The sequence below is a fragment of the Pedococcus sp. KACC 23699 genome, from assembly GCF_045348425.1.
Classification (GTDB): domain Bacteria; phylum Actinomycetota; class Actinomycetes; order Actinomycetales; family Dermatophilaceae; genus Pedococcus.
This window is the reverse complement of sequence record NZ_CP157483.1, coordinates 1,925,214-1,948,619: the sequence shown is the minus strand read 5'-3', so window position 1 is coordinate 1,948,619 and position 23,406 is coordinate 1,925,214. Positions and strand designations below refer to the sequence as shown.

Sequence of the window (23,406 nt, the reverse complement as noted above, 5' to 3'; positions counted from 1 at the left end):
GGGGGCATGCCTCTGCATCCGGCAGCACCCGAAGACCTGGCCGGACTCGTCTCGGCCTACCAGCAGACCACCCAGGCCATCGTGGACCTGGGCCGCTCCTGCTCCGACGCCGACTTCGACAAGGAGACCGCCTGCCCCGGCTGGACGGTCAAGGACCAGATCTCGCACGTCGTGGGCCTGGAGTCCTGGCTCTACACCGGCGAGGTCCCGAAGGTGGACGTCCCCGCCTACAGCCACATCCGCAACGCCGCGGGCCAGTTCATCGAGAAGTCCGTCGAGCTGCGGCGTCGCATGGTGGGCCAGAAGGTCGTCGACGAGCTCGAGACCGTGGCGGCCCGCCGCATCGCGGAGTTCTCCGCGCCCGAGGTCACCCTCGACACGGTCGTCCGTGGCGCCTGGGGGCCGGCACCGGTCGGCGAGACGCTCCGCCGCCGGATCCTCGACATCTGGACCCATGAGCAGGACCTGCGCCACGCCCTCGGCCGGCCGGGCAACCTCGACTCCGGTGGCGCCGCGGTGTTCATGGACCTGCTGTTCGCGGCGCTGCCGCGGCTGGTGGCCAAGGAGGCCGGCATCGAGCCCGGCAACGTCGTCATCATCGACTCCACCGGGCCCGTCATGGGACGCGCCGGCGTGTGGGTGGAGCCCGGCGACGAAGGGCAGGCCCGCGGCATACCGCTGTTCTCGGGCATCGCCCACGACGGCGACCCCGAGGACGTCTTCACGACGATCACCCTGTCGACCGACTGCCTGACCCGTCGGGCCGCCGGCCGCGGAGGCGTCGAGGACATCCACTTCAGCGTCGTCGGCGACGAGGACGTCGCCCGCCGCGTGCTGGAGCACCTCGTCCTCGTTCCCTGAGGGATCTTTCTCGTCCGAATGGATGGTCTTTGCCGCGCCCCCGTGCTCGGCGTCCGGCTCGGTGGGCGGCAACTGATTGCGACGCGCAACGATGTCGTGATACTTGTATGCCGCAAGCAACCTTCCGTCCCCAAGGTCCACCCATGCCCGAACCCTCGTCCCACCTCGATCGGGAGACCGCGGACCGCGTGAGCCTCGGCCTCGTACGGCTCATGAAGCTCCTGCAGTCGATGAAGCTGCACGCACCCCGGCTCCACCCGGCCGTCGACGCCACCGCCTACCCGCTCCTGTTCAACCTGCTCGCCGAGCCCCGCCGGGTCTCGGCCCTCGCCGAGGTCATCCACTCCGACGTCTCCACCGTGAGCCGCCAGGTGAGCACCCTCGTCAGCCACGGCCTGCTCGACAAGGTCAGCGACCCGGAGGACGGCCGGGCGCAGGTGGTCCGCCTCAGCGACGAGGGGACCGCCCTGCTGCGGGCCATCCAGCAGCAGCGCAACGAATGGTTCCTCGAGCTCATGGACGACTGGAGCCCCGACCAGGCGAGTGACTTCGCCGCCCACCTCGAACGGTTCGGCTCCGCCCTGGAGTCCAACAGGGAGAGCCTCCTGCGCCGACGCGCACCCCAACCCACCCCAGACGCCACCACCGGCGACACCAGCACCCCGGAGAACTGACATGGCAGCCACCGCCACCGCGCGGCCCGACGGCCCGATGACCCATCGGCAGATCGTCACCATCCTCATCGGCCTGATGATGGGGATGTTCCTCGCCGCCCTCGACCAGACCATCGTGGCCACCGCCATCCGCACCATCGCGGACAACCTCAAGGGCCTCGACCAGCAGGCCTGGGCCACGACGGCATACCTCATCACCTCGACGATCGTCACGCCGCTCTACGGCAAGCTCGGCGACATCTACGGTCGCAAGAAGCTCTTCACCACCGCGATCACGATCTTCGTCGTCGGCTCGGTCCTGTGCACCCTGTCGCAGTCGATGCTGCAGCTCGCGTTCTACCGCGCCATCCAGGGCCTCGGCGCCGGCGGCCTGTTCTCGCTGGCCCTGGCCATCATCGGCGACATCGTGCCGCCCCGTGAGCGCGCCAAGTACCAGGGCTACTTCCTGGCGGTGTTCGGCACCTCGAGCGTGCTCGGCCCGGTCATCGGCGGGTTCTTCGCCGGCCAGAGCACCATCTTCGGCGTCGACGGCTGGCGCTGGGTGTTCCTCGTCAACGTCCCGATCGGCATCGCCGCGCTCGCTGTCGTCTCCAAGACGCTGCACCTGCACCACACCCGCCTCGACCACCGCATCGACTGGTGGGGCGCGGTCACCCTCAGCCTCGGACTCGTGCCGCTGCTGCTCGTCGCCGAGCAGGGCCGGGACTGGGGCTGGGAGTCGGGTCGCTCGATCGCCTGCTACGTCGTCGGCGGCGTAGGGGTCATCGCCTTCCTGCTCGTCGAGCGGGCGATGAAGGAAGAGGCGCTCCTGCCCCTCGCGCTGTTCCGGATCCGCACGGTGGGGGTCGCCTCCGGCGCGTCCGTCCTCATCGGCATGGCGATGTTCGGCGGGCTTGCCTGCCTGCCCCTCTACCTGCAGATCGTCAAGGGCGCTTCGCCCACGCAGGCCGGCCTGCAGCTGCTGCCGCTCACCCTCGGCATCATGTTCGGCTCGATCCTCTCGGGCCAGATCATCAGCCGCACCGGGAGGTACCGGATCTTCCCGATCATCGGCTCGGCGCTGCTCGCTCTGGCGTTGTTCGTCTTCCACTACGTCCAGGCCGACACCCCGCTGTGGCAGACGATGATCGTCATGGTCTTCTTCGGCCTGGGCCTCGGCTTCAACTTCCAGCCGCTGACGCTGGCCGTGCAGAACGCCGTCCCCCCGAGGGACATCGGTGTCGCCACCTCCTCGGCCACCTTCACCCGCCAGATCGGTGGCACGTTGGGCACGGCGGTCTTCTTGTCCATCCTGTTCTCGACCGTCCCCAGCAAGATCGCCTCCTCCCTCAAGGAGGCCCTGGGGACGAGCGAGTTCCAGGCCGCGCTGAAGGACCCGGCCAATGCCGCGTTCGCCAAGTCGATGGCCGCCTCCCAGCAGGCAGGCGGCGCAAGCCCGGCAGGCGGGGTGCTCAAGGACTCGTCCTTCCTCAACCAGCTCGACCCGCGCCTGGCCAAGCCGTTCCTGCAGGGGTTCTCCGAGGCGATGGACACCGTGTTCCTCGTCGGTGGCGCGGTCATGGTCATCGGCTTCCTCGTAATGCTGTTCCTCCCGGCGGTCGAGCTGCGTGGCGGCTCGGCCTACTCCGAGCGGGGAGCCGCCGAGAAGGCCGACGCGGACAAGGCCGACGCGGCTGCTGCCCACCCGGCCGTCGGGCACTGACGCACCCAGGTCGTCACGCAACCAGGTCGTGACGCACTGACGTCGTGACACCACGAAGGCCCGCACCGATCACGGTGCGGGCCTTCGTCGTACGTGCTGGGCGCCTGCCTCCCGGAAGGACCCTCAGCGTCAGCGGGCGGCGGTGACGTTGACCTTGATGCTGCCCCCTGCAGCCGTACGGCCGTTGTTCCAGGTCAGCCCGGCGGGGCCGGCGACGTTGGACCCGATGGCGACGCTCGATGCCTTGACCTCAGGCGTCACCAGGATCGGCCAGACGCACTGACCTCCGTGCCGGTTGCCGGTGATGGTGGTCCCCGAGCAGTTCGGGCCGCCCTCGGACAGGTGCGGCCACGCACTCACCTGGGTGTACGCGCCGTACATCCAGTTGCGGTCGATCACGGTGTTGGTGATGGGGCCGTGATACGGCGTCAGCACCACGCACTGCCCCTTGACGACCGAGTTGCCGGAGGGGTTGCGCAGCGTGTTTCCCCGAATGACGTGACCGTTGCCGCCGGCGAGCTGGACCCCGTCGTTGTGAGTTCCGTCCCGCTGGTCGCGGTCGTAGGCGAGCCACCGGGTCTCGATGTAGTTGCCCTCGACCCTCGACGGGGCCATCTGGCCGACCTTGACGTCGGGCATGACCCCGTCCGTGACATGGCGGATGGCGCAGCGACGCACCGTCATGCCGTACCCGTAGATCCCGGAGGTCTGGGCGTCGTTGCCCCAGACGTCCCGCGCCCCGGCCCGGCCTGCGGTGACGGGGCTCGCAGCGTTCGTGGGGTCGATGGTCACATACTCGATCAGGTTGCCTGAGGTGTTGGCGCTCGGCTTGTGCACGATTCCGCAGTTGTTCTGGATGTACGCCCGGGAGGAGTCCCAGCCGACCCCGATGACGCAGTCGCGGATGGTCACGTTGGCGTGGCGCACCTCGATCCGCCCATGGGGGAGGTACAGACCGGAGATCACCTGACCGTCGTACGACGTCACCACGTTGGTGCGGGAATCGTACTTCAGGGCGGACACGGCGACGCGGCAGCCAGAGTTGCTCCACGTCGGCTCGTTGGTCCCGATCGAGAAGGACGGCGCTGGTGGGGTGGAGGGGACCGTCCGTGCCACTGCGGGGGCCCACGTGTGCGTCAGTGGCGCAGTGGATTCCGCCGTGGACGCGCTCAAGGCCCGAGCATCTGCCCGTGCGGAAGCGGTCAGCACCGAAGCGCCGGCCACTCCGAGGACAGCCAACAGGTCTCTACGTTTGAGGGTCATTGATGTTGCTCCTGTGTTCACTCGACTCGCCACGCCCTGCTCATGGAGAAGCCAATCGGGTGGGTACCGCGTGCCCCCTCGACGAGCACGCAGCGCGAGGTCGTCGAGGTGCCGCCCTGATCCAGGGGGATCTGGTGCACGAGCGCCAACTGTCTGCAGCTCCTGATCGAGGATGGCGCCCAAGGCGGGACACAAGCCGCGATACTAACCCTCATCTACGACTTTCGGATGATGCAGTCTGGCCGTTTTCTCCATCATCTGACGTAGACGGAAACACCAAAGAGTCTCCAACAGCCGCAAACCACCTCGAAGGCGCGACAAAGGCCCGCACCGGTCAACGGAGCGGGCCCTCGTCGTACGTTCTGGGGCTTGCCTCGACGATCAGCCCCAGACGAGGCCACGCGCCGGGTCGGCGAGGATCGCGCCCACGTCGGCGATGAACTTGCTGCCGAGCTCGCCGTCGACGAGCCGGTGGTCGAACGACAGCGCGAGCTGGGTGACCCAGCGCGGCTCGATCGTCTCGGTGCCGTCGGCGGCGGTGACCACCCACGGCTGGCGACGGATGGCGCCGAACGCCATGATCGCCGACTCACCGGGGTTGATGATCGGGGTGCCGGTGTCGACACCGAAGACCCCGACGTTGGTGATGGTGATCGTGCCGCCGGACATGTCGGCCGGCTGCGTGCGACCCTCGCGCGCGGTGGCGGTCAAGGCACCGATGGCCTGGGCCAGCTGGAGCATCGACATCTGGTCGGCGTCCTTGATGTTCGGGACGATCAGGCCCCGGGGCGTGGCCGCGGCGATGCCGAGGTTGACGTAGTGCTTGACCACGATCTCCTGGGCGGCCTCGTCCCACGTCGCGTTGATCTCGGGGTGGCGACGGATCGCGACGGCCATCGCCTTGGCCAGCACGAGCAGCGGCGTGACCTTGACGTCCTTGAACTCGCGGTCCTTCTTCAACCGCTCGACGAGCTCCATCGTGGCGGTCGCGTCGATGGTGACCCACTCGGTGACGTGCGGCGCCGTGAAGGCGCTGCCCACCATCGCCTGGGCCGTCATCTTGCGGACCCCCTTGATCGGGAGGCGCGTCTCGCGCTCACCACCGCGGGTGAAGACCGGAGCCTGGTATGCCGCGGACGCACCCTGGGTGCCCGACGTCACCGGGGCGGGCGCCTCGGTGGGTGCGGCGGAGCCGTTCGCTGCGTGCGCCTCGACGTCGGCGCGGCTGATGATGCCACCCTCCCCTGAGCCGGCCACGGCGGCGAGGTCGACCCCGAGGTCCTTGGCGTACTTGCGGACCGGCGGCTTTGCCAGCGCCCGGCCCCCACCCTCACGGGCGACCGGTGCGGCCGGTGCGGCCGGTGCCACGGGCGACTGCACGGCCGGCGGGAACGACGGCTGCACGGCCGGAGCCACCGCAGCAGCGGCACCGCCCTTGCGGGGGCGACGGACGGCTTCGGTCTGCTTGACGCCGTAGCCGACGAGGACGGCGGTGCGACCGGTCGACGTGGTGCCACCGATCTTGCCCTCCTCGATGACCTCCTCGTCCGCCTCCGCTGCCGCCGCGGCGGCCGCCATCTTCGGGGCCGGTGAGCCCTCGATGCCGGGCTCGACGGCACCGGCCGAAGGCGCGTCCTGCACGGGGGCTGCGCCACCGGCGGTGTCCACGGAGATGATCGGCGTGCCGACCTCGACGGTGTCGCCCTCGGAGACGTGCAGCGCCATGACCGTGCCGGCGAACGGCACGGGCAGCTCGACGAGCGACTTGGCCGTCTCGATCTCGACGACGATGTCGTTGACCTTGACCGTGTCGCCGACCTTGACGTTCCAGGTGACGATCTCGGCCTCGGTCAGGCCCTCACCGGGGTCGGGAAGGTTGAAGTCCTTGACTGCCATGAAGATTCCTACCTCTCAGAAGGCCAGCGAGCGGTCGACGGCGTCCAGGACGCGGTCGAGGTCGGGAAGGAACTCTTCCTCGAGCTTGCTCGGCGGGTAGGGCAGGTTGTAGCCGCCGACCCGGAGCACCGGCGCCTCGAGGTGGTAGAAGCAACGCTGCTGCAGGGCGGCGGCGATCTCGGCACCGAGGCCGAGGAAGGTCGACGCCTCGTGCACCACCACGGTCCGACCGGTCTTCTCCACCGACGCGGCGACGGTGTCGAGGTCGAGCGGGCTGAGCGAGCGCAGGTCGATGACCTCGAGGTTCTTGCCCTCCGCTGCAGCGGCCTCGGCGGCCTGCAGGCAGGTCTTGACCATGGGGCCGTAGGCGACGAGCGTCGCGTCGGTGCCCTCGCGGACGACCTGGGCCTTGAGCAGCGGGCGCGGTGCCGCCGACTCGTCCACGTCACCCTTGTCCCAGTAGCGGCGCTTGGGCTCGTAGAACAGCACCGGGTCGTCGGACTCGATGGCCTGCTGGATCATCCAGTAGGCGTCCTCGGCGTTGGAGCAGCAGACGACCTTGAGGCCCGCGGTGTGCGCGAAGTAGGCCTCGTTGGACTCCGAGTGGTGCTCGACGGCGCCGATGCCACCGCCGACGGGGATGCGGATGACCATTGGGAGCTTGATCTTGCCGAGCGAGCGGGCCCGCATCTTGGCGACCTGGCTGACGATGTGGTCGAACGCCGGGTAGATGAAGCCGTCGAACTGGATCTCGACGACCGGGCGGTAGCCGCGCAGCGCCATACCGATCGCGGTGCCGACGATGCCGGCCTCGGCGAGCGGGGTGTCGATGACCCGGTCCTCGCCGAAGTCCTTCTGGAGGCCGTCGGTGACGCGGAAGACGCCACCGAGCTTGCCGATGTCCTCACCCATGAGCACGACCTTGGGATCGCGCTCCATGGCGGCGCGCAGGCCGTTGTTGATGCCCTTGGCGATCGTCATGGTGCCCATCAGTGACCACCCTCCGTGGTGAAGCCGGCGTGGTAAGCGGCGAACTCCTTGCGCTCGGCCTCGACGACCGGGTGCTCCTCGACGTAGATGTGGTCGAACATCGAGTCGGGGGTCGGGTCGGGCATGGTGAGGCAGCCCTCGCGGACGGTGACGGCGAGCTCGTCGCCCTCTGCCTCGACGGCGTCGAAGAAGTCCTGGTCGGCCTTCTGCGTGTGCACGAGGTAGGACTTGAGCCGCTCGATCGGGTCGCGGTGCTTCCATACCTCGACCTCGGCCGAGACGCGGTACTTCGTCGGGTCGTCCGACGTCGTGTGCGCGCCCATGCGGTAGGTGTAGGCCTCGATGAACGTCGGGCCGTTGCCGCTGCGGGCGGCGTTGAGCGCCTGCTGCGTCACGGCGTAGACCGCGAGGACGTCGTTGCCGTCGACCCGCACACCGGGGAAGCCGAAGCCGCGCGCCCGCTGGTAGAGCGGGATACGGGTCTGGCGCTCGTTGGGCTCGGAGATGGCCCACTGGTTGTTCTGGCAGAAGAACACCACGGGGGCGTTGTTGACCGCGGCGTAGACGAACGACTCGTTGACGTCGCCCTGGGCGGTCGCCCCGTCGCCGAAGTAGGCGATGACGGCCGCGTCGCGGTCCTCGTCACCGGTGCCCACGTCGCCGTCGCGCTGGATGCCCATCGCGTACCCGGTCGCGTGCAGCGTCTGCGCGCCGATGACGATCGTGTAGAGGTGGAAGTTCTTCTCGTTCGGGTCCCAGCCACCGTGGTTGACGCCACGGAACAGGCCGAGGAGGTTGAGCGGGTCGACCCCGCGGCACCAGGCGACGCCGTGCTCGCGGTAGGTCGGGAAGGCGTAGTCCTGCGGGCGCATCGCGCGACCGGAACCGACCTGGGCCGCTTCCTGGCCGAGCAGGCTGGCCCAGATGCCGAGCTCACCCTGGCGCTGGAGCGCGGTGGCCTCGGCGTCGACGCGACGGATGAGCACCAGGTCGCGGTAGAAGCCGCGCAGGTCCTCGTCGGTCAGGTCCTTGACGTACTCGTCGTACTCGTCGTTCTCCACGCGCTGGCCCTCGGGGGTGAGCAGCTGGACCATCTCGGGTCCACCGTCACCCACCTCCGGGACGGGGGCGGTCAGCTCGGCGAGCACCTCCTCCTCGTGGGGGGTGGTGCCGGCCTTCTCACCGGTACTGGCGACAGCGTTGTCGCTCACAGGCACTCCTTCTTCCTCCGGACCCGCGGATGACGGGACCTTCGGCTCGGGCCACGGCAACCCCCGCGGGGTCACCGCTGCTGGCGTTGCGCGGCAGGCTGGTTGCACCGGTTGTGGCGGCGCTCACATAGGGCCTTGCTGAGGCCAAAGATAACCGGACCCCGGGAAATCTCAGAATCCGGACTCGCGACGGGTCCTCCACCCCCGCAAAACGCTGGTTGCGCGGCAAAGGTCGGGTTGTTTTCCCGCGGTATGCCGCGCAACCAGCGTTTTGCGTGGGGAGTCAGGAGATCTCGGACTTGCCGCGCCAGAGGTCGATCCCGGCCTCCACGGCGTCGGCGTCGATCTCTGCAAGCTCCTTGTCGCTGAACCGCAGGTTGGCCACGGCGGCAGCGGAGTCCTCTAGCTGCGCGACGGAAGAGGCGCCGATGAGGACCGAGGTGACCCGTTCGTCGCGCAGCACCCAGGCCAGGGCCATCTGGGCCAGCGACTGGCCTCGCTCGGAGGCGAGGTCGTTGAGCTTGCGGATGTGCGTCAGCGACTCGTCGGTGAGCAGGTCGGGAGACAGGGACTTGCCCTGGGAGGCCCGCGAACCCTCCGGGACGCCGCCGAGGTACTTGTTGGTCAGCATCCCCTGCGCCAGCGGGCTGAACGCGATGCAGCCGATCCCCTTCTCGCCCAACGTGTCGAGCAGGCCACCCTCGACCCAGCGGTTGAGCATCGAGTAGCTCGGCTGGTGGATGAGCAGCGGGACGCCCATCGAGGCGAGGACCTCGGCCGCCCGCTCGGTGCGCTCCGGTGAGTAGCTGGAGATGCCGGCATACAGCGCCTTGCCCTGCTTCACCGCGGTCGCGAGCGCGCCCATGGTCTCCTCGAGCGGGGTGTCTTCGTCGGGGCAGTGGCTGTAGAAGATGTCGACGTAGTCCAGGCCCATCCGCTCCAGGCTCTGGTCGAGGCTCGCGAGGAGGTACTTGCGCGAGCCGCCGATGCCGTAGGGCCCCGGCCACATGTCGTAGCCGGCCTTGGTGCTGATGACGAGCTCGTCGCGGTAGGGCTTGAAGTCGGCGGCGAAGTGGCGGCCGAAGTTCTTCTCCGCCGAGCCGTAGGGCGGCCCGTAGTTGTTGGCGAGGTCGAAGTGCGTGATGCCGATGTCGAAGGCGCGGCGCAGGATCGCGCGCTGCTCGTCGAACGGCTTGTCGTCGCCGAAGTTGTGCCACAGGCCGAGGGAGACGGCGGGCAGGTGCAGACCACTTTGACCCACCTTGCGGTAGGGCATGGGGCCGTAGCGGTCAGGGCTGGGGAGGTAGGCGGGGAGCCAGGTGTCGACCATGGCCCCAGTCTGTCGTGGGCCGCCCCCTACGACCACCGGGGTATGGCACGGCGGTGGGTCGAGGGGGACCAACGGCATTGCCCTCGCCGAGACACGGGGTGAGGATGGGTGGATGAGACCCCTTCGTCCCCTTCTGGTGCTGACGGCCGTCGCTGTGCTGGGTGCGTGCGGGACGGGTGGCAGCACAGGCGGCTCGAGCACGTCCGGCACCGCCGGCGACACGACCCCGTCCGCCTCCACCACCACGACCTCGGCGGCCCCCGAGGACCCGACCCTGCCGCCTCCGTCCGGGGGGAAGGTGCGGCTCCTGACCGTCACCGGGTCCGTGTCGGCAGGCGTGGAGTCCGGCTGCCTGCTGCTCACGCCGACCCCGGCCGACAGCAACGGGCCGTGGCAGCTGATGGGCAAGGTCGCGGGGATCAAGCCCGGCCAGCAGGTCACCGTGCGTGGGTACCGCGTCGAGAACGTCGCCAGCACCTGCCAGCAGGGCCGCCCGTTCCAGGTGGAGAGCATCGTCGCGGGCTGACGAACGCGCAGGACCCCGCAGGCACGACGCCTGCGGGGTCCTGTGCTGCGTTGGTGCGACTACGGCGTGACGGCGCCGACCACCACGGACCCGGTGCCGAGCACCGCGCCCTCGGAGGAGACGACGTTCATCTCGCCGAACAGCTTGCGACCCGCGGCCGGAGCCTGCTCCGCCGTGACCTCACCCGTGATCGTCGTCGACGCCCCGGGCGCCAGGTCGATCAACGTGCTGGGCACGTCGAGCGATCCGAGGGCGGGGGAGAAGAAGACATCGAGGTAGTCGTACTGCGTGGTCCCCGACGGCACCGAGTAGCCGTCGATGACGGCCGTGTAGGTACCTGCCGGCGGGTTCGCGATGCTGACCGCCTCCTCGGAGTCACCGTCGGCCGAGCTGGCCACCACCTTGCCGCCGTTGTAGACCGTGAGGTCGAGGTCGGCGCCCAGGTCGGAGGTGTTGCCGATCGCCACGTCCAGACGCTCGGCACCCGCGGGCACCACCACGTCGAACGACTGCTGTGCACCATCGGTGATGGTCTTGCGGTCGGACAAGGAGCTGCCCAAGGACCCACCCTGCGGCTGCACCGTGACCGGCCCGAAGGTGTTGGTCACCTTCCAGCTGACGGGGGTCGGTGTGCCGGCCTTGGCCGTCGGGAGGGTCTGGGTCTCCGGGTCGACCGTGACGCCCTGGGCTGCTGCCGTCAGGCGGAACGGGTTGTCCAGGAACGGCGACGTGCGCCGGGCCTCGACCTCGAACTCCCAGATGCCGGGCAGCGGGTTGGCGTAGTTGCGTGACGTCGGCTTGCACGTCTTCGGGTCACTGAAGTTGGTGTAGCACTCCAGCGACGAGGTCGACTCGACGGGCACGCCATACGGGTTGATGCCGATGAAGCGGACCTGGCTCTTCGTCGCGATCCCGCCGAGGTTGACCTGGAGGGCCTTGGTGCCCGCCGGGACGTTGACGAAGAGCTTCTTGGTGAGGTTGCGCCCCACCCTGTCGCTGGTCGTCGTGGCGTACGACGGCTTGGTCAGCTCCTTGGCGAGGACCACCGTGAGGAGAACCCGCTGGTCGACCACCGAGGTGGTCGGGTCGTCGATCTCCAGGATCGCCGAGTGGGCGCCCTGGCTGGTCGTCCTCGCCGTGACCGGGATGGAGACCTTGGTGCCCTTGGGCATCTGGGCCTTGGTCGTCCCGAGCGTGAACGTGCCGTCGTTGCCGATGAGCCGCAGCTGGTGCAGCGCCGAGCCGGACCGGCCGCTCGTGCGGGTCGCCGAGACGGTGTACGTCTTGGAGACGCCGGAGACCTGACCACCGTCCTTGCTGCCACAACGGTTGTAGACGCCGGTGCCGACGCCGGGCGTCGCGAGGAAGTCCGAGATCGGGGTGCAGACCGGTGCGGTGACTGTGTAGTCCTGCGTGGCCGGTCGCTTCCTGAGCAGGGTCCACGCACCGGGGACGTTCATCTGTCCGGCACCCTGACCGATGGCCTCGATGCCCTTGACGAACTTCGCCGAGGTGTAGATCGAGTTGCGTAGCTGCGCCGGCGTGGTGTCGGTGCCCGTCGCGAAGGCGGCGGAGAGCAGCAGCGCCGCGCCACCCGCAGCCTGCGGGGAGGCCATCGACGTGCCGTTGAACATCGCGTAACCCACGGGCAGCGTGTAGCCGGTCTCGGCCACGTCGGGCTGCTTGAGCCACTGCGGCACCGACGAGATCGCCGAGCCCGCCGCCATGATGTTCGGCTTGAACCCGCCGTCCTCACGCGGACCGCGCGAGGAGTAGTTGTGCAGGTTCAGCGGCGAGGAGACGACCGAGCCGTAGTTGGACAGCCAGGTCTCCTTGGTGATCGAGGAGGCCACGCTGACGACGTCGGTCGCCACGGACGGGTCGCCGATGGTGTTGACGCCCGGGCCGCTGTTGCCGGCCGAGATGAACAGCTGCACGCCGTACTCGTCGATGAGGCGGTTGTAGAGCGCAGCGCGGGCGTTGTTGCCGTCGTTGAGGGCCGGGAGGCCACCGATCGACATGTTGACGACGTCGACGTGACGGTTGGCGACGAGGTCGACCATGCCGTCGGTCAGTGCGGCAGCGGTGCAGCCGCCGCCCCAGGTGCATCCGCGCGACGAGACGATCTTGGCGCCGGGCGCCTCGCCGTCCATCTTCCCGCCGAACAGGCTGTGCCCGGCGGCGATGCCGGCGACGTGCGAGGCGTGCGCGTCCTCGACGATGCCGATGTTCACGAAGTCGGCGGTCGGGGGCAGCGTCGGGTCCTGGTAGGGCGCGAGGCTCACGTTCTTGCGGAACTCGACCGTGAACGGCATGCGCTCCACGACCGCGGTCCTGGGGTTGTCGGTGCCGAAGTGGTGGACGTCGAAGCGCTCCTTGTAGGGGCGCATCATCTCGTCGGCCGTGAACTTCATGTCCTGGTTGGCGTCGACCCAGATGTCGTTGGTGGCGTAGTCGTAGAGGATCCCGAACTTGTCGGTGGTGTCACCGTCGCGGTTGACGTCACCCTCGGGCTCACTGCCCTCCGTGATGTTCTCGGAGAACCGGCTGACGGAGTAGTCACCAGCCTTCGGAGCGGTCCAGGTGGCGTTGGCGTAGGTGAACGTCGGCGTCGCCGTGACCTTGGTGATCATGGGGCGCCACGTGGCGTCACCGTCGAAGACCGGGTCGGTCGCGGTCACCCAGTCCACGATCTTGCGCTGGCCCGTCGAGGTGGTCTTCAGGGCCGGGTGGTCCAGGTCGACACCGGAGTCGAGGATGCCGATGGTCACGCCACGGCCGTCCCAGGCCCGGTTCTTCTTCTTGAAGTCGACCGAGCCCTGGTCACGCGTCGGCATGTAGGGGTTGGAGTCCGGGGTGCTCTTGCCGGGGGCGGCGACCGCGGTCGTGGCGCCGGGCTTGGCGGTCTCCACGGCGGGGTTCGGCATCGGGATGGCCTCGTCGAGGTCCACCGCGATCACCTTGAGGGCGCCTGCGACCTTGTCGACCTTGCCGGTCGGGACGCTGGCACGGACGTAGCCGATGCGGTCGTTGACCATCCCGGTGTAGCCGCCGGCGGCCTTGACCGCGGCCACGACGTCCTTGGTGGCGCCCTTCTGCGTGGCCAGCATCAGGGTGACGCGCTTGGTCCCCTTCTGCTGTGCCGTCGCCAGCAGCTGGCGGTCGTGCTGGCCGAGCTTGTCCTTCTTCTGGACCTTCTTGACCTTGTCCTTCTGTGCCTTGGCGATCGGTGCCTTGCCCACGCCGCCGCCGGGTTCGGCTGAGGCGACGGGCGCAACGGTTGCTGCGACCACCCCCGCGACAGCCATCCCGGCAACGATCGTGAGTCCGCGGCGCCTGGTGCGTCGTGCAGTCACGTCGAGCTCCCCTTCGTCCGACACCCCCGTGCGGTGGGCGACCCGAGTCAGTCTCGCCCCGGCTGCGTGGGATTGGTTCGGCCGGAAAGGTAAAGGTTGTTCCAAGTCTGCCGGTCAGAGGCCACCAGTCGACGGTTTGCTGCCGTTTGTCCGGCGTGCGCCGCCGCCCTGACCCGATGGGGAGCAGCTGACGCCGCCGCGCTCCCGGCGGGGTCAGCCTGCAGGGCGCTCGGCGGGGTGCTCGACCGGGTGGTCGGCCAGGAACTCGCCGGCGACCCGGATGAGGACGTCGTTCGCCTCGGTCTCGCCGATCGTGGCGCGGACGCCGTCGTCGCCGTACTGGCGCAGCGTCAGGCCGGCGGCCTGGGCCGCCGCAGCGAAGTCGCCGGACCGCTCACCGAGGCCGAACCACACGAAGTTGGCCTCGGTGTCGGCGATGAACCACCCCTGACCGCGCAACGCGCCGACGACGCGTTCCCGCTCGGCCACGAGCTGGTCGACACGCTCCTGGAGCTCGTCGAACGCCTGCAGCGAGGCGATCGCCGCGGCCTGCGCGATCGAGTTCACGCCGAACGGCGTCGCGGTCTTGCGCAGGGCACCGGCGACCTTCGGGTGCGCCACGGCATACCCGACCCGCAGGCCGGCCAGACCGTAGGCCTTGGAGAAGGTGCGCAGCACCATGACGTTGGGGCGGTCGCGGTACAGCTCCAGGGAGCGGGGTGCGTCCTCGCCGGTGACGAACTCGACGTACGCCTCGTCGATCACCACGAGCACGTGCGACGGCACCCGCTCGAGGAAGCGCTCGAGCTCGGTGTGGGTGACCATCGGGCCGGTCGGGTTGTTGGGGGTGCAGACGATGACGACCTTGGTGCGGTCGGTGATGGCGGCGAGCATCGCGTCGAGGCGGTGCCGCTCGTGGTCGTCGAGCCCGACCTTCACCGACGTGGCCCCGGCGAGGGCCGTGACGATCGGGTAGGCCTCGAACGAGCGCCACGCGTGGACCACCTCGTCGCCCGCGTCGCACGTGGCCGCGATGACCTGAACGAGGACGCCGACCGAGCCGGTGCCGGTGGCGACGTGCTCGACCGGGACGCCCAGGCTCTGCGCCAGGGCCTCGCTGAGGGCGGTGACGGCCATGTCCGGGTAGCGGTTGACGTTGCCGGCCGCCTGGGTGATCACGTCGAGGACCGACGGCAGCGGGGGGAACGGGTTCTCGTTGGACGACACCTTGTATGCGGCGACCCCCTCGGGTGCCGACGCCGGCTTCCCGGGGACGTAGGCCGGCACCTGGTCGAGGGCGCTGCGCAGCTGGACGTCGGTGTCGCGGGCGGTGTCGCTCATGGTCAACACCATATGGGGCGCCAGCCCGGCCGCGAGGCGCAGGAGTCGGGGGCGGGGTCGGGGTCGGGGGCGGGGTCGGGGTCGGGATGGGCACGTGCTGGACGCCCAGCACCTCCGCGCGCCCGACCTCGCGTCGTGTGTCAGGATGCGGTCGCCCGGGGGCGCGCGAGGGGAAGGGGCGGGGATGGGAACGGCCGGACCGGACCAGGGCCTGCGGGTCGACCTGGTCCGTCGCGCTGCGTCGTTGACGGCGACCGTCAACGACCTCGCCCTCGACCACCTCGAGGGGCGCCGGACTCCGGGGTTCGACCTCGTCGGTTCGGGCACCGCGGCCATCGACGCGGGGTTCGACCGGCTCGAGCCGCTGAGCACGAGGGTGATGTGCTCGGTCATCCCGCTGCTGACGTTCAACCCGTGGGACCCCGCAGAGGAGCTCAACCAGCGGTCGATCGACCGTGGCGTGGAGCTGCGCACCGTCGTCGGTGAGCGCAGCCTCGCGGCGAACCCCCTGCTGTCCTCGCTCGACCAGACGGTGCGCATCGGGCACGCCGTCACCACGCTCTACCTCGTCGACCGCGTGCGTGCGGTCCTCCCGGGGCCGCTGAACCACGACGGCTCCGCCACCGCGTGGACGGCGACCAACCCCGAGGTGCTCACCCCGACGCTGGAGCTGTGGGACCTCATCTGGGAGAGCTCGCGGCCGATCGTGCCCGAGGGTGAGGCAGCACCGTTCACGCCGCGACAGGTGCGGACGGCCGTGCTGCTCGCTCGGGGTGCCAAGGACACGAGCATCGCCCGCGAGCTCGGGGTGTCGGTGCGGACCGTCGTGTCGGAGGTCGCCACCATCGCCGCCCGGTTGGGTGCGACGAGCCGCCTCGACGCCGCCGCCATCCTCCGCAACGGTCGCGGGCGCCCCTGAGGCGGCCCGGCTGCCGGGCCGTTGCGTGTTCACGCAATGAGGGCCAACCGGGTGGCACCGACGATTTCCCCCTGCAACAGTGTGCGCCGGTGACCTCCTCCGGGGGGACCGAGGTCACCGGCGACCCGCAGACCACTTCGTGCAGGGGCAGGTAGCGGGTCCGCTCACGTCGCGAGGCCGCACCCCAGGTGGGGTGCGGCCTCGTGCTGTGTGGCGCGGTGGAGGGTCCGGCGGAGCCGTCCCCGCCTCAGTCGTCGACGCCGTCCGGCAGGACCCAGTTGAGGACCATCGAGACGAGGGTGATCACGAGGGCGCCCCAGACCGCGTCCCAGAAGAACTCCCGGATGGTGAAGCTGAGCCCCAGCGGGCCGCTGATCCACTCGGTGAGCTGCAGCATGAAGGCGTTGAGGATGAAGGTGAACAACCCCAGCGTCAACACGATGAACGGGAAGCTCAGGAACCTGGCGATCGGCTTGACGAAGGCGTTCACCAGGCCGAAGACGATAGCCACGAGGACCACCGTCGCGAACTTCGACCCGAACTTGCCGTCGCCGAAGGAGATGCCGGGCAGCAGCCAGGCCGCCACCCAGAGGGCCACCGCGTTCACCGCGACCTTGATGAGGAAGTTCATGGCCCGATCCTTACAGATCCCGCCCCCACGACTCAGGCGACGTGCCGTCGGCTCGTGACGACCCGGAAGCGGCTGGCCACGAACGCCGCGTCTGTGTAGGCCGCGTTGGCCGCCGGGTTGGCGCCGGTCCCGTGGAAGTCGGAGAAGGCCGCCGTCTGGTTGACGAAGACCTGGCCCGTGAGGTTCTCCGAGAGCGCGACCCCTGCCTCAGCCGCAGCGTCGCGGGCGGCGTCCAGGACGCCCTCGTCGGTGGAGTAGACGGCTGCGGTCATCGCGCCGTGCTCACGGACGGTGTCGCGGAACTGCGCCAGCGACTGGTCGGTGCCCGAGGTGCCGATGAGGAAGGTCACCGGCCCGAAGCACTCTTGCGTGTAGACGTCCTCACGGCTGGCGTCGACGCTGACCAGCCCCGGGGCGCGGACCACGGCGTCGGGCCAGGCCGGGTGCGTGACGGCGCGCGAGTCCAGCACGACGGTGCCACCCGCCTCCTCGGCGAGGTCCGCGAGGCCACCTGCGTTGGCGCGCACCCCGTCGTTGACCGTGGCGCCGAGCAGCTCGACGGCCTTGGCGTCGTCCCCGGTGAGCTTGCCGACCGCGGCTGCGAGCTTGTGGCCGAACTCCTCGAACGACACCTCGCCCTCGTCGGTGGTGATGCCGTCGCGGGGCACGTAGATGTTCTGCGGGGTGGTGCACATCTGGCCGGAGTAGAGCGTGAGCGAGAAGGCGAGGTTGCCCAGGACGCCGCGCAGGTCGTCGGTCGAGTCGACGACGATCGAGTTCACGCCGGCCTTCTCGGTGTAGACGAGCTTGCCGCTCGCTGCGCCGGCCTCCTCGAGCCAGGCGCCGAAGGTGGGCCCTCCGGTGTAGTCGATGATCCGCACCTCGTCGCGCTCGGCGAGGACCTTGGCCAGCCCCTCTCCGTCGGCCTCCGGGGCCAGCTGCACCAGGTCAGGGCTGAACCCCGCCGCGGCCAGGACCTCGCGGGCCACCGCGACCGAGATCGCGAGCGGGAGGATCGCGTGGGGGTGCGGCTTGACGATGACCGGGTTGCCGGTGACCAAGGACGCGAAGATCCCCGGGTAGGCGTTCCACGTCGGGAAGGTGTTGCAGCCGATGACGAGCGCGAGGCCGCGGGGGACGATGCGGTAGTCCTTCTGCATCCGCAGCGGCGCGGGGTTGCCCTGGCGGTTCTTGCCCGGCTTCTCCCAGACGACCGAGGCGGGGACGCGCTCCTGCTCGACGAGTCCGGCGACGACCGCCTCGAGGGCACGGTCCTGGGCGTGCGGACCAGCAGCCTGGAACGCCATGACGAACGGCTGTCCCGTCGTGTGCATGACCGAGTGCGCGATCTCGAACGAGCGGCGGTTGATGCCCTCGATGATCTCGACGCAGACTGCCGCCCGCGTGCGGGCGCCGGCGTCGCGCCATACCGGCAGGGCTTCCTCGGCTGCCGCCACGGCGGCGTCGAGGTCGAGGTGCGGGTAGGTGATGCCGAGCGCGGGGCCGTAGGGCGAGGTCTCCTCGCCCACCCAGGAACCGTCGGTGGCCACCGCGCCAAGGGCACCGAACGCCTTGTCCAGCAGCCCCTCGTATGCCGCCTGCCCGTCGGCCGCTGCCGACTCGCCGTAGACGCGGGGCGAGGGGGACTCGGGGTAGCGCGAGAAGTAGGAGCGGGCGGCGAGCGCGGCGGTGGCCTGCGCCAGGACGTCCGCGTGCTTCGCGACGAGGGGGTGGGGGGTGCCGGCAGTGCCTTCGTGGGGCTGCTCGGACTGGGTGGGCGCCGTTGCCTGGGTCATGGCGCCATCGTAGGCGCGCCCGCGCCCGCGCCGACCGGCCATGATGGGCCGATGAGCGACGAGGCGCAGCAGGCGGACCTGACGCACGTGCAGCGGATGTGGGCCGACGACGAGGCCTCCCGTGGTCTCGGCATGGAGGCGGTGCTCATCGAGCTCGACCACGCGGTCGTCCGGATGGAGGTCACGCCCGCCATGGTCAACGGCCACGCCATCGCCCACGGCGGGTTCGTGTTCACCCTCGCCGACTCGGCGTTCGCGCTGGCCTGCAACAGCGGCGGGATCCTGACGGTGGCTGCCGGCGCAGACATCACGTTCGTCACCGCCGGTCGACTCGGGGACGTGCTGGTCGCCGAGGCCCGGCAACGCACGACCTACGGACGCAGCGGGCTCACCGACGTCACGGTGACGCGGGAGTCCGACGGTGCGGTCGTCGCGGAGTTCCGTGGCCGGTCGCGCAGCCTCCCGCCCCGCTGACGCGGGATCCCGAAGACCCGAAGACCCAACTGATCACAGTGAGCGGCATGCGTCGCCGGTGCCAACGCGGGACGACCGGGGCTGATCACGGTGAGCGGTAGGCGTCTCACGGGATCTCGGCGAGCGAGGTGCCCGGTTTGTCCCTAGGGTCCGAGGGAGCCGACGCCGTCCTGTCGGGCCCCGAGCACCGAGCACCGGAGGAACCATGCGCCCCCTGAGAAGCCTCGCCGCAGCCGTGGCGGTCACCGCAGCCGTCGCCCTCGTCCCGACGGCCACCGCCACCGCTGGCACCGCCGCCGGCAGGGACCACGGCACGCCACCGACCGCGCCGACGCAGCCCACGAAGGGGCCCTGCGCCTACACGCCGATGGCGGACACGACCTACTCGACGTTCGTCGGCCTGCCGCAGGACCCGCGGCACACCCCTGACCGCGGGACCGTCGGGGTCACCCTGGCGACGAACCGCGGCGACATCCCGCTCGTGCTCAACAAGGCAGCAGCCCCCTGCACGGTGCAGAGCTTCGCGTTCCTCACCCGGGCGAAGTACTTCGACGACACCATCTGCCACCGCCTCACCTCGTACACGACACCGCCGGCGGCCCTGTCGGTGCTGCAGTGCGGCGACCCCCTCGGCACCGGCTGGGGCGACCCCGGCTACGCGTTCAAGGACGAGCTCGACTCCGCCAGGGCCCTCGACAACTGGCCCGGCTTCCCCGACGGCAGCCGCAAGGTCTACCCGCGCGGCACCCTGGCCATGGCCAATGCCGGACCCGACACCAACGGCAGCCAGTTCTTCCTCGTCTACCGCGACTCGCGGCTGCGCCCGGACTACACGGTCTTCGGCCACGTGAGCGAGCAGGGCATGAAGGTCCTCGACCGGATCGCCGCGGGCGGCATCGACCCCGGCACCGACGGCACCGCCGAGGACGGGGCGCCGGCCCTGCGCACCGAGATCGAGCGCGCGCGACTCGGCACGCACCGCCACTGACCTCGGCGTAGCGCGGCGCCGGCACGACCCAACCCACCCACCCCGGTGGTGCGGATGGGTGGGAGCCGGCGCCGCGCAATACGGTGGTCCCATGCGCGTCTTGGTCACCGGCGGTGCCGGCTACATCGGATCCCACACCGTCGTCCAGCTGGCGGCGGCCGGGCACGAGGTCGTCGTCATCGACAGCTTCGCCAACTCCAAGCCCACGGTCGTGCCGCGGCTCGAGTCGCTCATCGGCGGGCCGCTGGAGGTGCACGCCTTCGACCTGACCGACCGCGACAAGACCGAGAACCTGTTCGCCGAGCGCAAGTTCGACGCGGTCATCCACTTCGCGGGGCTCAAGGCCGTGGGCGAGAGCGTCGAGGTGCCGCTGGAGTACTACCAGAACAACCTCGACTCGACCTTCGCCCTCGTGCGCGCCATGCAGCGCCACGGGTGCCACAAGCTCGTCTTCTCCTCCTCCGCGACCGTGTATGGCGAGAACGCGCCGGTCCCGATGAAGGAGGAGTTCCCCACGTCGGCGACCAACCCCTACGGCTGGACGAAGGTGATGATCGAGCAGGTGCTGCGCGACGTCGCGCGCACCGACGACCGCTGGCGGATCGCGCTGCTGCGCTACTTCAACCCCGTCGGCGCCCACTCCTCCGGCACCATCGGTGAGGACCCGCAGGGGATCCCCAACAACCTCATGCCGTTCATCGCCCAGGTCGCGGTCGGCACCCGCGAGAAGCTCAGCGTCTTCGGCGACGACTACCCGACTCCGGACGGCACCGCACTGCGCGACTACATCCACGTCGAGGACCTGGCCGCCGGGCACCTCGCCGCGCTGACCAAGCTGGGCAGCACCGACGAGGTCGTCTCGACCTGGAACCTCGGCACCGGCCACGGCACCAGCGTCCTCGAGGTCCTCCACGCCTTCGAGAAGGCCTGCGGTCACGAGCTCCCGCACGAGGTCGTCGGCCGCCGCGCCGGTGACATCGCCGCCTCGTACGCCGACCCGTCCAGGGCCGAGGCCGAGCTGGGGTGGAAGGCCACGCGAACCATCGACGACATGTGCGCCGACCAGTGGCGCTGGCAGCGCGACAACCCCGTGGGCTACCCCGACTGAGCCATCTGGGCTGAGCTACCTGGTCCGAGCGCTGTGCACGAGCCAGTCGAACAACGCCTGCTGGTGCGGCACAGTCGCGGCGTCCACCTCGGGGTGCCACTGCACGGCCAGGACCCGCCCGTCGGTCGACTCCATCGCCTCGACGCACCCGTCGACGGTCGTGGCTGACACGAGGTAGCCCTGCGCCAGCCGGTCGCAGGCCTGGTGGTGGTTGGACCACCCGCCGCGCCGGCCGGCTCCGATGACGCGCTCGAGCACGGTGCCGGGGACGACATCGACGTCGTGCGGGTTGTTCGCGTGCGCCACCGTGGTCTCCTCGTGGTGCTGGTGGATCGTCCCGCCGAGCACGATGTTGAGCACCTGCATCCCCCGGCAGATGGCCAGCACGGGCAGAGGGTCGCCGCCCCGGACCTCGGCCGCGGCCTGGGCCAGCGCCACGTCGGCGGCGTCCTGCTCGGCCGGCGGATGCGTCTCCCGCGGGTGCACGTCGGGGACCCCGAACGGCCGCAGGTCCAGGTCGTCGCCGCCCTGCAGCACCACGGCACCGGCGAGGGCCACGAGGTCCCTGGCGCGCTCGAGGGTGTCCGGCCAGACCAGCACCGGCTCGCCACCGGCGCGGGTGATCGCGTCCATCAGGGTGCGCGGGGCGAAGAGGCCCGGACGCTCCCGGCCCTCGACCACCCCCGCCCAGCGGGCGGGCACGAGGACGAGCGGGCGCGACATGTGCAGGACCCTAACCAGTCACCCACGGGGGTGAGACGCGGCTCACGGCCCGTCGGGACCTTCTGCCCTGTCGGCCGGTCTACGACGCGGCGTAGTATGTACTACGACCTGTAGTAGTGCCCCGTTGTAGTGCAGAGATACCCGGAGCAACGATGGACAACCTCGACCTGGCCCGGTGGCAGTTCGCCATCACCACCGTCTACCACTTCCTGTTCGTCCCGGTGACGATCGGCCTGTCGGCCCTTGTCGCCTGGTACCACTCGTCGTGGGTCCGCCGCCGCCGTCAGGACGACCTGCGGCTCGCCAAGTTCTTCGGCAAGCTGTTCACGATCAACTTCGCCCTCGGGCTCGTCACCGGCATCGTCCAGGAGTTCCAGTTCGGCATGAACTGGTCGGACTACAGCCGCTTCGTCGGTGACATCTTCGGTGCGCCCCTGGCGATCGAGGCGCTGCTGGCGTTCTTCCTCGAGTCGACCTTCCTCGGCCTGTGGATCTTCGGCTGGGGTCGGATCCCCGAGAAGCTGCACGCCAGCTGCATGTGGATCGTGCACGTCGGCACGCTGCTGTCCGCGTACTTCATCCTCAGCGCCAACTCGTTCATGCAGCACCCCGTCGGCTACCGCCTCAACCCACGGACCCACCGCGCCGAGCTCACCGACTTCGTCGCCGTCCTCACCAACAAGGTGCAGATGGTGACGTTCCCGCACGTCGTCGCGGCGGCATACATGGTCGGTGGGGCCGTCGTCATGGCGGTCTCGCTGTGGCACCTGCGCCGCGCCGACGTGGGCAAGGACTCCGGGATGTACCGGCGCGCCACCCGCCTCGGTGCGGTCGTCACCCTCGTCGCGGCGCTGGGCGTGGCCGTCACCGGCGACATCCAGGGCAAGATCATGACCGACGTCCAGCCGATGAAGATGGCGGCGGCCGAGGCGTTGTACACGAGCTCGGCCGGCAACGCACCGTTCTCCCTGCTGACGGTCGGCTCGCTCGACGGCAGCCGGGAGAAGTTCGCGGTCACCGTCCCCGGGCTGCTCAGCTTCCTCGCGACCGGCCACTTCGACGGCAGCGTCCAGGGCATCAACGAGCTCAAGGCGCAGTACGCCCAGAAGTACGGCAGCGGCAACCCGCTCACCACCGACGCGACCTACACGCCCAACATCCCGCTCTCCTACTGGAGCTTCCGCCTGATGATCGGCGTCGGCATGGCCGCCGCCCTCATCGCCCTGCTCGTGCTCTGGACGACCCGCGGTGAACGTGTGCCCCGCGCCCGCTGGTGGCACTGGGTCGTCATCGCGACCCCGCTGCTGCCCATCTTCGGCAACAGCTTCGGCTGGATCTTCACCGAGGCCGGGCGCCAGCCGTGGCTCGTGTTCGGGGTGATGTCGACGAGCTCCGGTGTCTCGCCGTCGGTCTCGGCCGGCGAGGTGGTCACGTCGATGGTCGTCTACACCCTGCTCTACGGCCTGCTCGCGGTCGTCGAGGTGAAGCTCTTCCTCACCTACCTGCGCGCCGGTGCACCACCGTTCGAGGAGCCCACGTCACCCGCCGACCAGGACGAGGACGCTCCCCTCGCCTTCGCCTACTGACCCACCGTCACTGATTCGGAAGGCTTGCCCC

19 protein-coding genes are annotated in these 23,406 nt (G+C 69.8%); 9 read left to right on the top strand and 10 right to left on the bottom strand.

The annotated features are described in order from the left end of the window. Nucleotides 1-6: 6 nt before the first annotated feature. The 3 genes from ABEG17_RS09120 to ABEG17_RS09110 all read left to right on the top strand — a co-directional run bounded on the left by ABEG17_RS09120 (nt 7) and on the right by ABEG17_RS09110 (nt 3,237). Nucleotides 7-861 carry a maleylpyruvate isomerase family mycothiol-dependent enzyme gene (locus ABEG17_RS09120; RefSeq protein ID WP_406832972.1) on the top strand — a complete coding sequence of 285 codons (855 nt, stop codon included), beginning with the start codon at nt 7-9 and terminating at the stop codon, nt 859-861. 143 nt (nt 862-1,004) lie between these two features. After that, entirely contained in the window at nt 1,005-1,535 is a 531-nt protein-coding gene (locus ABEG17_RS09115) for a MarR family winged helix-turn-helix transcriptional regulator (protein ID WP_406832971.1), read from the top strand. A 1-nt stretch (nt 1,536) separates the two neighbouring features. Beyond that, nucleotides 1,537-3,237, top strand: a complete 1,701-nt coding sequence (locus ABEG17_RS09110) for a DHA2 family efflux MFS transporter permease subunit (protein ID WP_406832970.1) — start codon at nt 1,537-1,539, stop codon at nt 3,235-3,237. 129 nt (nt 3,238-3,366) lie between these two features. Here ABEG17_RS09110 and ABEG17_RS09105 read toward each other — a convergent pair whose 3' ends face one another. From ABEG17_RS09105 to mgrA, 5 genes are all read right to left on the bottom strand, one after another. Next, nucleotides 3,367-4,410 (bottom strand): hypothetical protein, encoded by a 1,044-nt coding sequence (locus ABEG17_RS09105; RefSeq protein WP_406832969.1) that lies wholly within the window; start codon nt 4,408-4,410, stop codon nt 3,367-3,369. Between the two features lie 471 nt (nt 4,411-4,881). Then, a complete protein-coding gene (locus tag ABEG17_RS09100) occupies nt 4,882-6,396 on the bottom strand; it encodes a dihydrolipoamide acetyltransferase family protein (RefSeq protein ID WP_406832968.1) in 1,515 nt (504 codons plus the stop codon). 15 nt (nt 6,397-6,411) lie between these two features. Then, complete coding sequence (locus tag ABEG17_RS09095; protein WP_406832967.1) at nt 6,412-7,386, bottom strand: alpha-ketoacid dehydrogenase subunit beta; 975 nt, start codon at nt 7,384-7,386, stop codon at nt 6,412-6,414. Next, the gene (gene pdhA, locus ABEG17_RS09090; RefSeq protein ID WP_406832966.1) at nt 7,386-8,597 is read right to left on the bottom strand and encodes a pyruvate dehydrogenase (acetyl-transferring) E1 component subunit alpha; all 1,212 of its coding nucleotides are present in this window, start codon (nt 8,595-8,597) and stop codon (nt 7,386-7,388) included. Before pdhA ends, ABEG17_RS09095 begins: the two co-directional genes overlap by 1 nt. Nucleotides 8,598-8,880: 283 nt before the next feature. Beyond that, nucleotides 8,881-9,927, bottom strand: a complete 1,047-nt coding sequence (gene mgrA / locus ABEG17_RS09085) for an L-glyceraldehyde 3-phosphate reductase (RefSeq protein ID WP_406832965.1) — start codon at nt 9,925-9,927, stop codon at nt 8,881-8,883. Between the two features lie 112 nt (nt 9,928-10,039). On the opposite strand from mgrA, the gene ABEG17_RS09080 reads away from it, so the two are divergent. Continuing rightward, complete coding sequence (locus ABEG17_RS09080) at nt 10,040-10,453, top strand: hypothetical protein (protein WP_406832964.1); 414 nt, start codon at nt 10,040-10,042, stop codon at nt 10,451-10,453. Nucleotides 10,454-10,512: 59 nt separating this feature from the next. On the opposite strand, the gene ABEG17_RS09075 is transcribed toward ABEG17_RS09080, so the two are convergent. Together ABEG17_RS09075 and hisC are read right to left on the bottom strand one after the other, a co-directional pair. After that, nucleotides 10,513-13,809 (bottom strand): S8 family serine peptidase, encoded by a 3,297-nt coding sequence (locus ABEG17_RS09075; RefSeq protein WP_406832963.1) that lies wholly within the window; start codon nt 13,807-13,809, stop codon nt 10,513-10,515. 213 nt (nt 13,810-14,022) lie between these two features. Further along, complete coding sequence (gene hisC / locus ABEG17_RS09070; protein WP_406832962.1) at nt 14,023-15,150, bottom strand: histidinol-phosphate transaminase; 1,128 nt, start codon at nt 15,148-15,150, stop codon at nt 14,023-14,025. Between the two features lie 184 nt (nt 15,151-15,334). Between hisC and ABEG17_RS09065 the strand changes: the two genes are divergently transcribed. Further along, nucleotides 15,335-16,069: a LuxR C-terminal-related transcriptional regulator gene (locus ABEG17_RS09065; RefSeq protein WP_406832961.1), complete on the top strand. Its 735-nt coding sequence runs from the start codon at nt 15,335-15,337 to the stop codon at nt 16,067-16,069. A gap of 247 nt (nt 16,070-16,316) precedes the next feature. Here ABEG17_RS09065 and ABEG17_RS09060 read toward each other — a convergent pair whose 3' ends face one another. Together ABEG17_RS09060 and paaN are read right to left on the bottom strand one after the other, a co-directional pair. Beyond that, nucleotides 16,317-16,700 carry a phage holin family protein gene (locus ABEG17_RS09060; protein ID WP_406832960.1) on the bottom strand — a complete coding sequence of 128 codons (384 nt, stop codon included), beginning with the start codon at nt 16,698-16,700 and terminating at the stop codon, nt 16,317-16,319. Between the two features lie 32 nt (nt 16,701-16,732). After that, nucleotides 16,733-18,496: a phenylacetic acid degradation protein PaaN gene (paaN, locus tag ABEG17_RS09055; RefSeq protein WP_406832959.1), complete on the bottom strand. Its 1,764-nt coding sequence runs from the start codon at nt 18,494-18,496 to the stop codon at nt 16,733-16,735. Nucleotides 18,497-18,547: 51 nt separating this feature from the next. On the opposite strand from paaN, the gene paaI reads away from it, so the two are divergent. The 3 genes from paaI to galE all read left to right on the top strand — a co-directional run bounded on the left by paaI (nt 18,548) and on the right by galE (nt 21,066). Further along, nucleotides 18,548-18,970: a hydroxyphenylacetyl-CoA thioesterase PaaI gene (gene paaI / locus ABEG17_RS09050; RefSeq protein ID WP_406832958.1), complete on the top strand. Its 423-nt coding sequence runs from the start codon at nt 18,548-18,550 to the stop codon at nt 18,968-18,970. A 205-nt stretch (nt 18,971-19,175) separates the two neighbouring features. Next, complete coding sequence (locus ABEG17_RS09045; protein WP_406832957.1) at nt 19,176-19,958, top strand: peptidylprolyl isomerase; 783 nt, start codon at nt 19,176-19,178, stop codon at nt 19,956-19,958. Between the two features lie 91 nt (nt 19,959-20,049). Then, the gene (gene galE, locus ABEG17_RS09040) at nt 20,050-21,066 is read left to right on the top strand and encodes a UDP-glucose 4-epimerase GalE (RefSeq protein WP_406832956.1); all 1,017 of its coding nucleotides are present in this window, start codon (nt 20,050-20,052) and stop codon (nt 21,064-21,066) included. Nucleotides 21,067-21,081: 15 nt separating this feature from the next. Here galE and ABEG17_RS09035 read toward each other — a convergent pair whose 3' ends face one another. Further along, complete coding sequence (locus tag ABEG17_RS09035) at nt 21,082-21,789, bottom strand: gamma-glutamyl-gamma-aminobutyrate hydrolase family protein (RefSeq protein ID WP_406832955.1); 708 nt, start codon at nt 21,787-21,789, stop codon at nt 21,082-21,084. Between the two features lie 152 nt (nt 21,790-21,941). Between ABEG17_RS09035 and ABEG17_RS09030 the strand changes: the two genes are divergently transcribed. Then, complete coding sequence (locus ABEG17_RS09030) at nt 21,942-23,375, top strand: cytochrome ubiquinol oxidase subunit I (RefSeq protein WP_406832954.1); 1,434 nt, start codon at nt 21,942-21,944, stop codon at nt 23,373-23,375. Nucleotides 23,376-23,406: the final 31 nt, after the last annotated feature.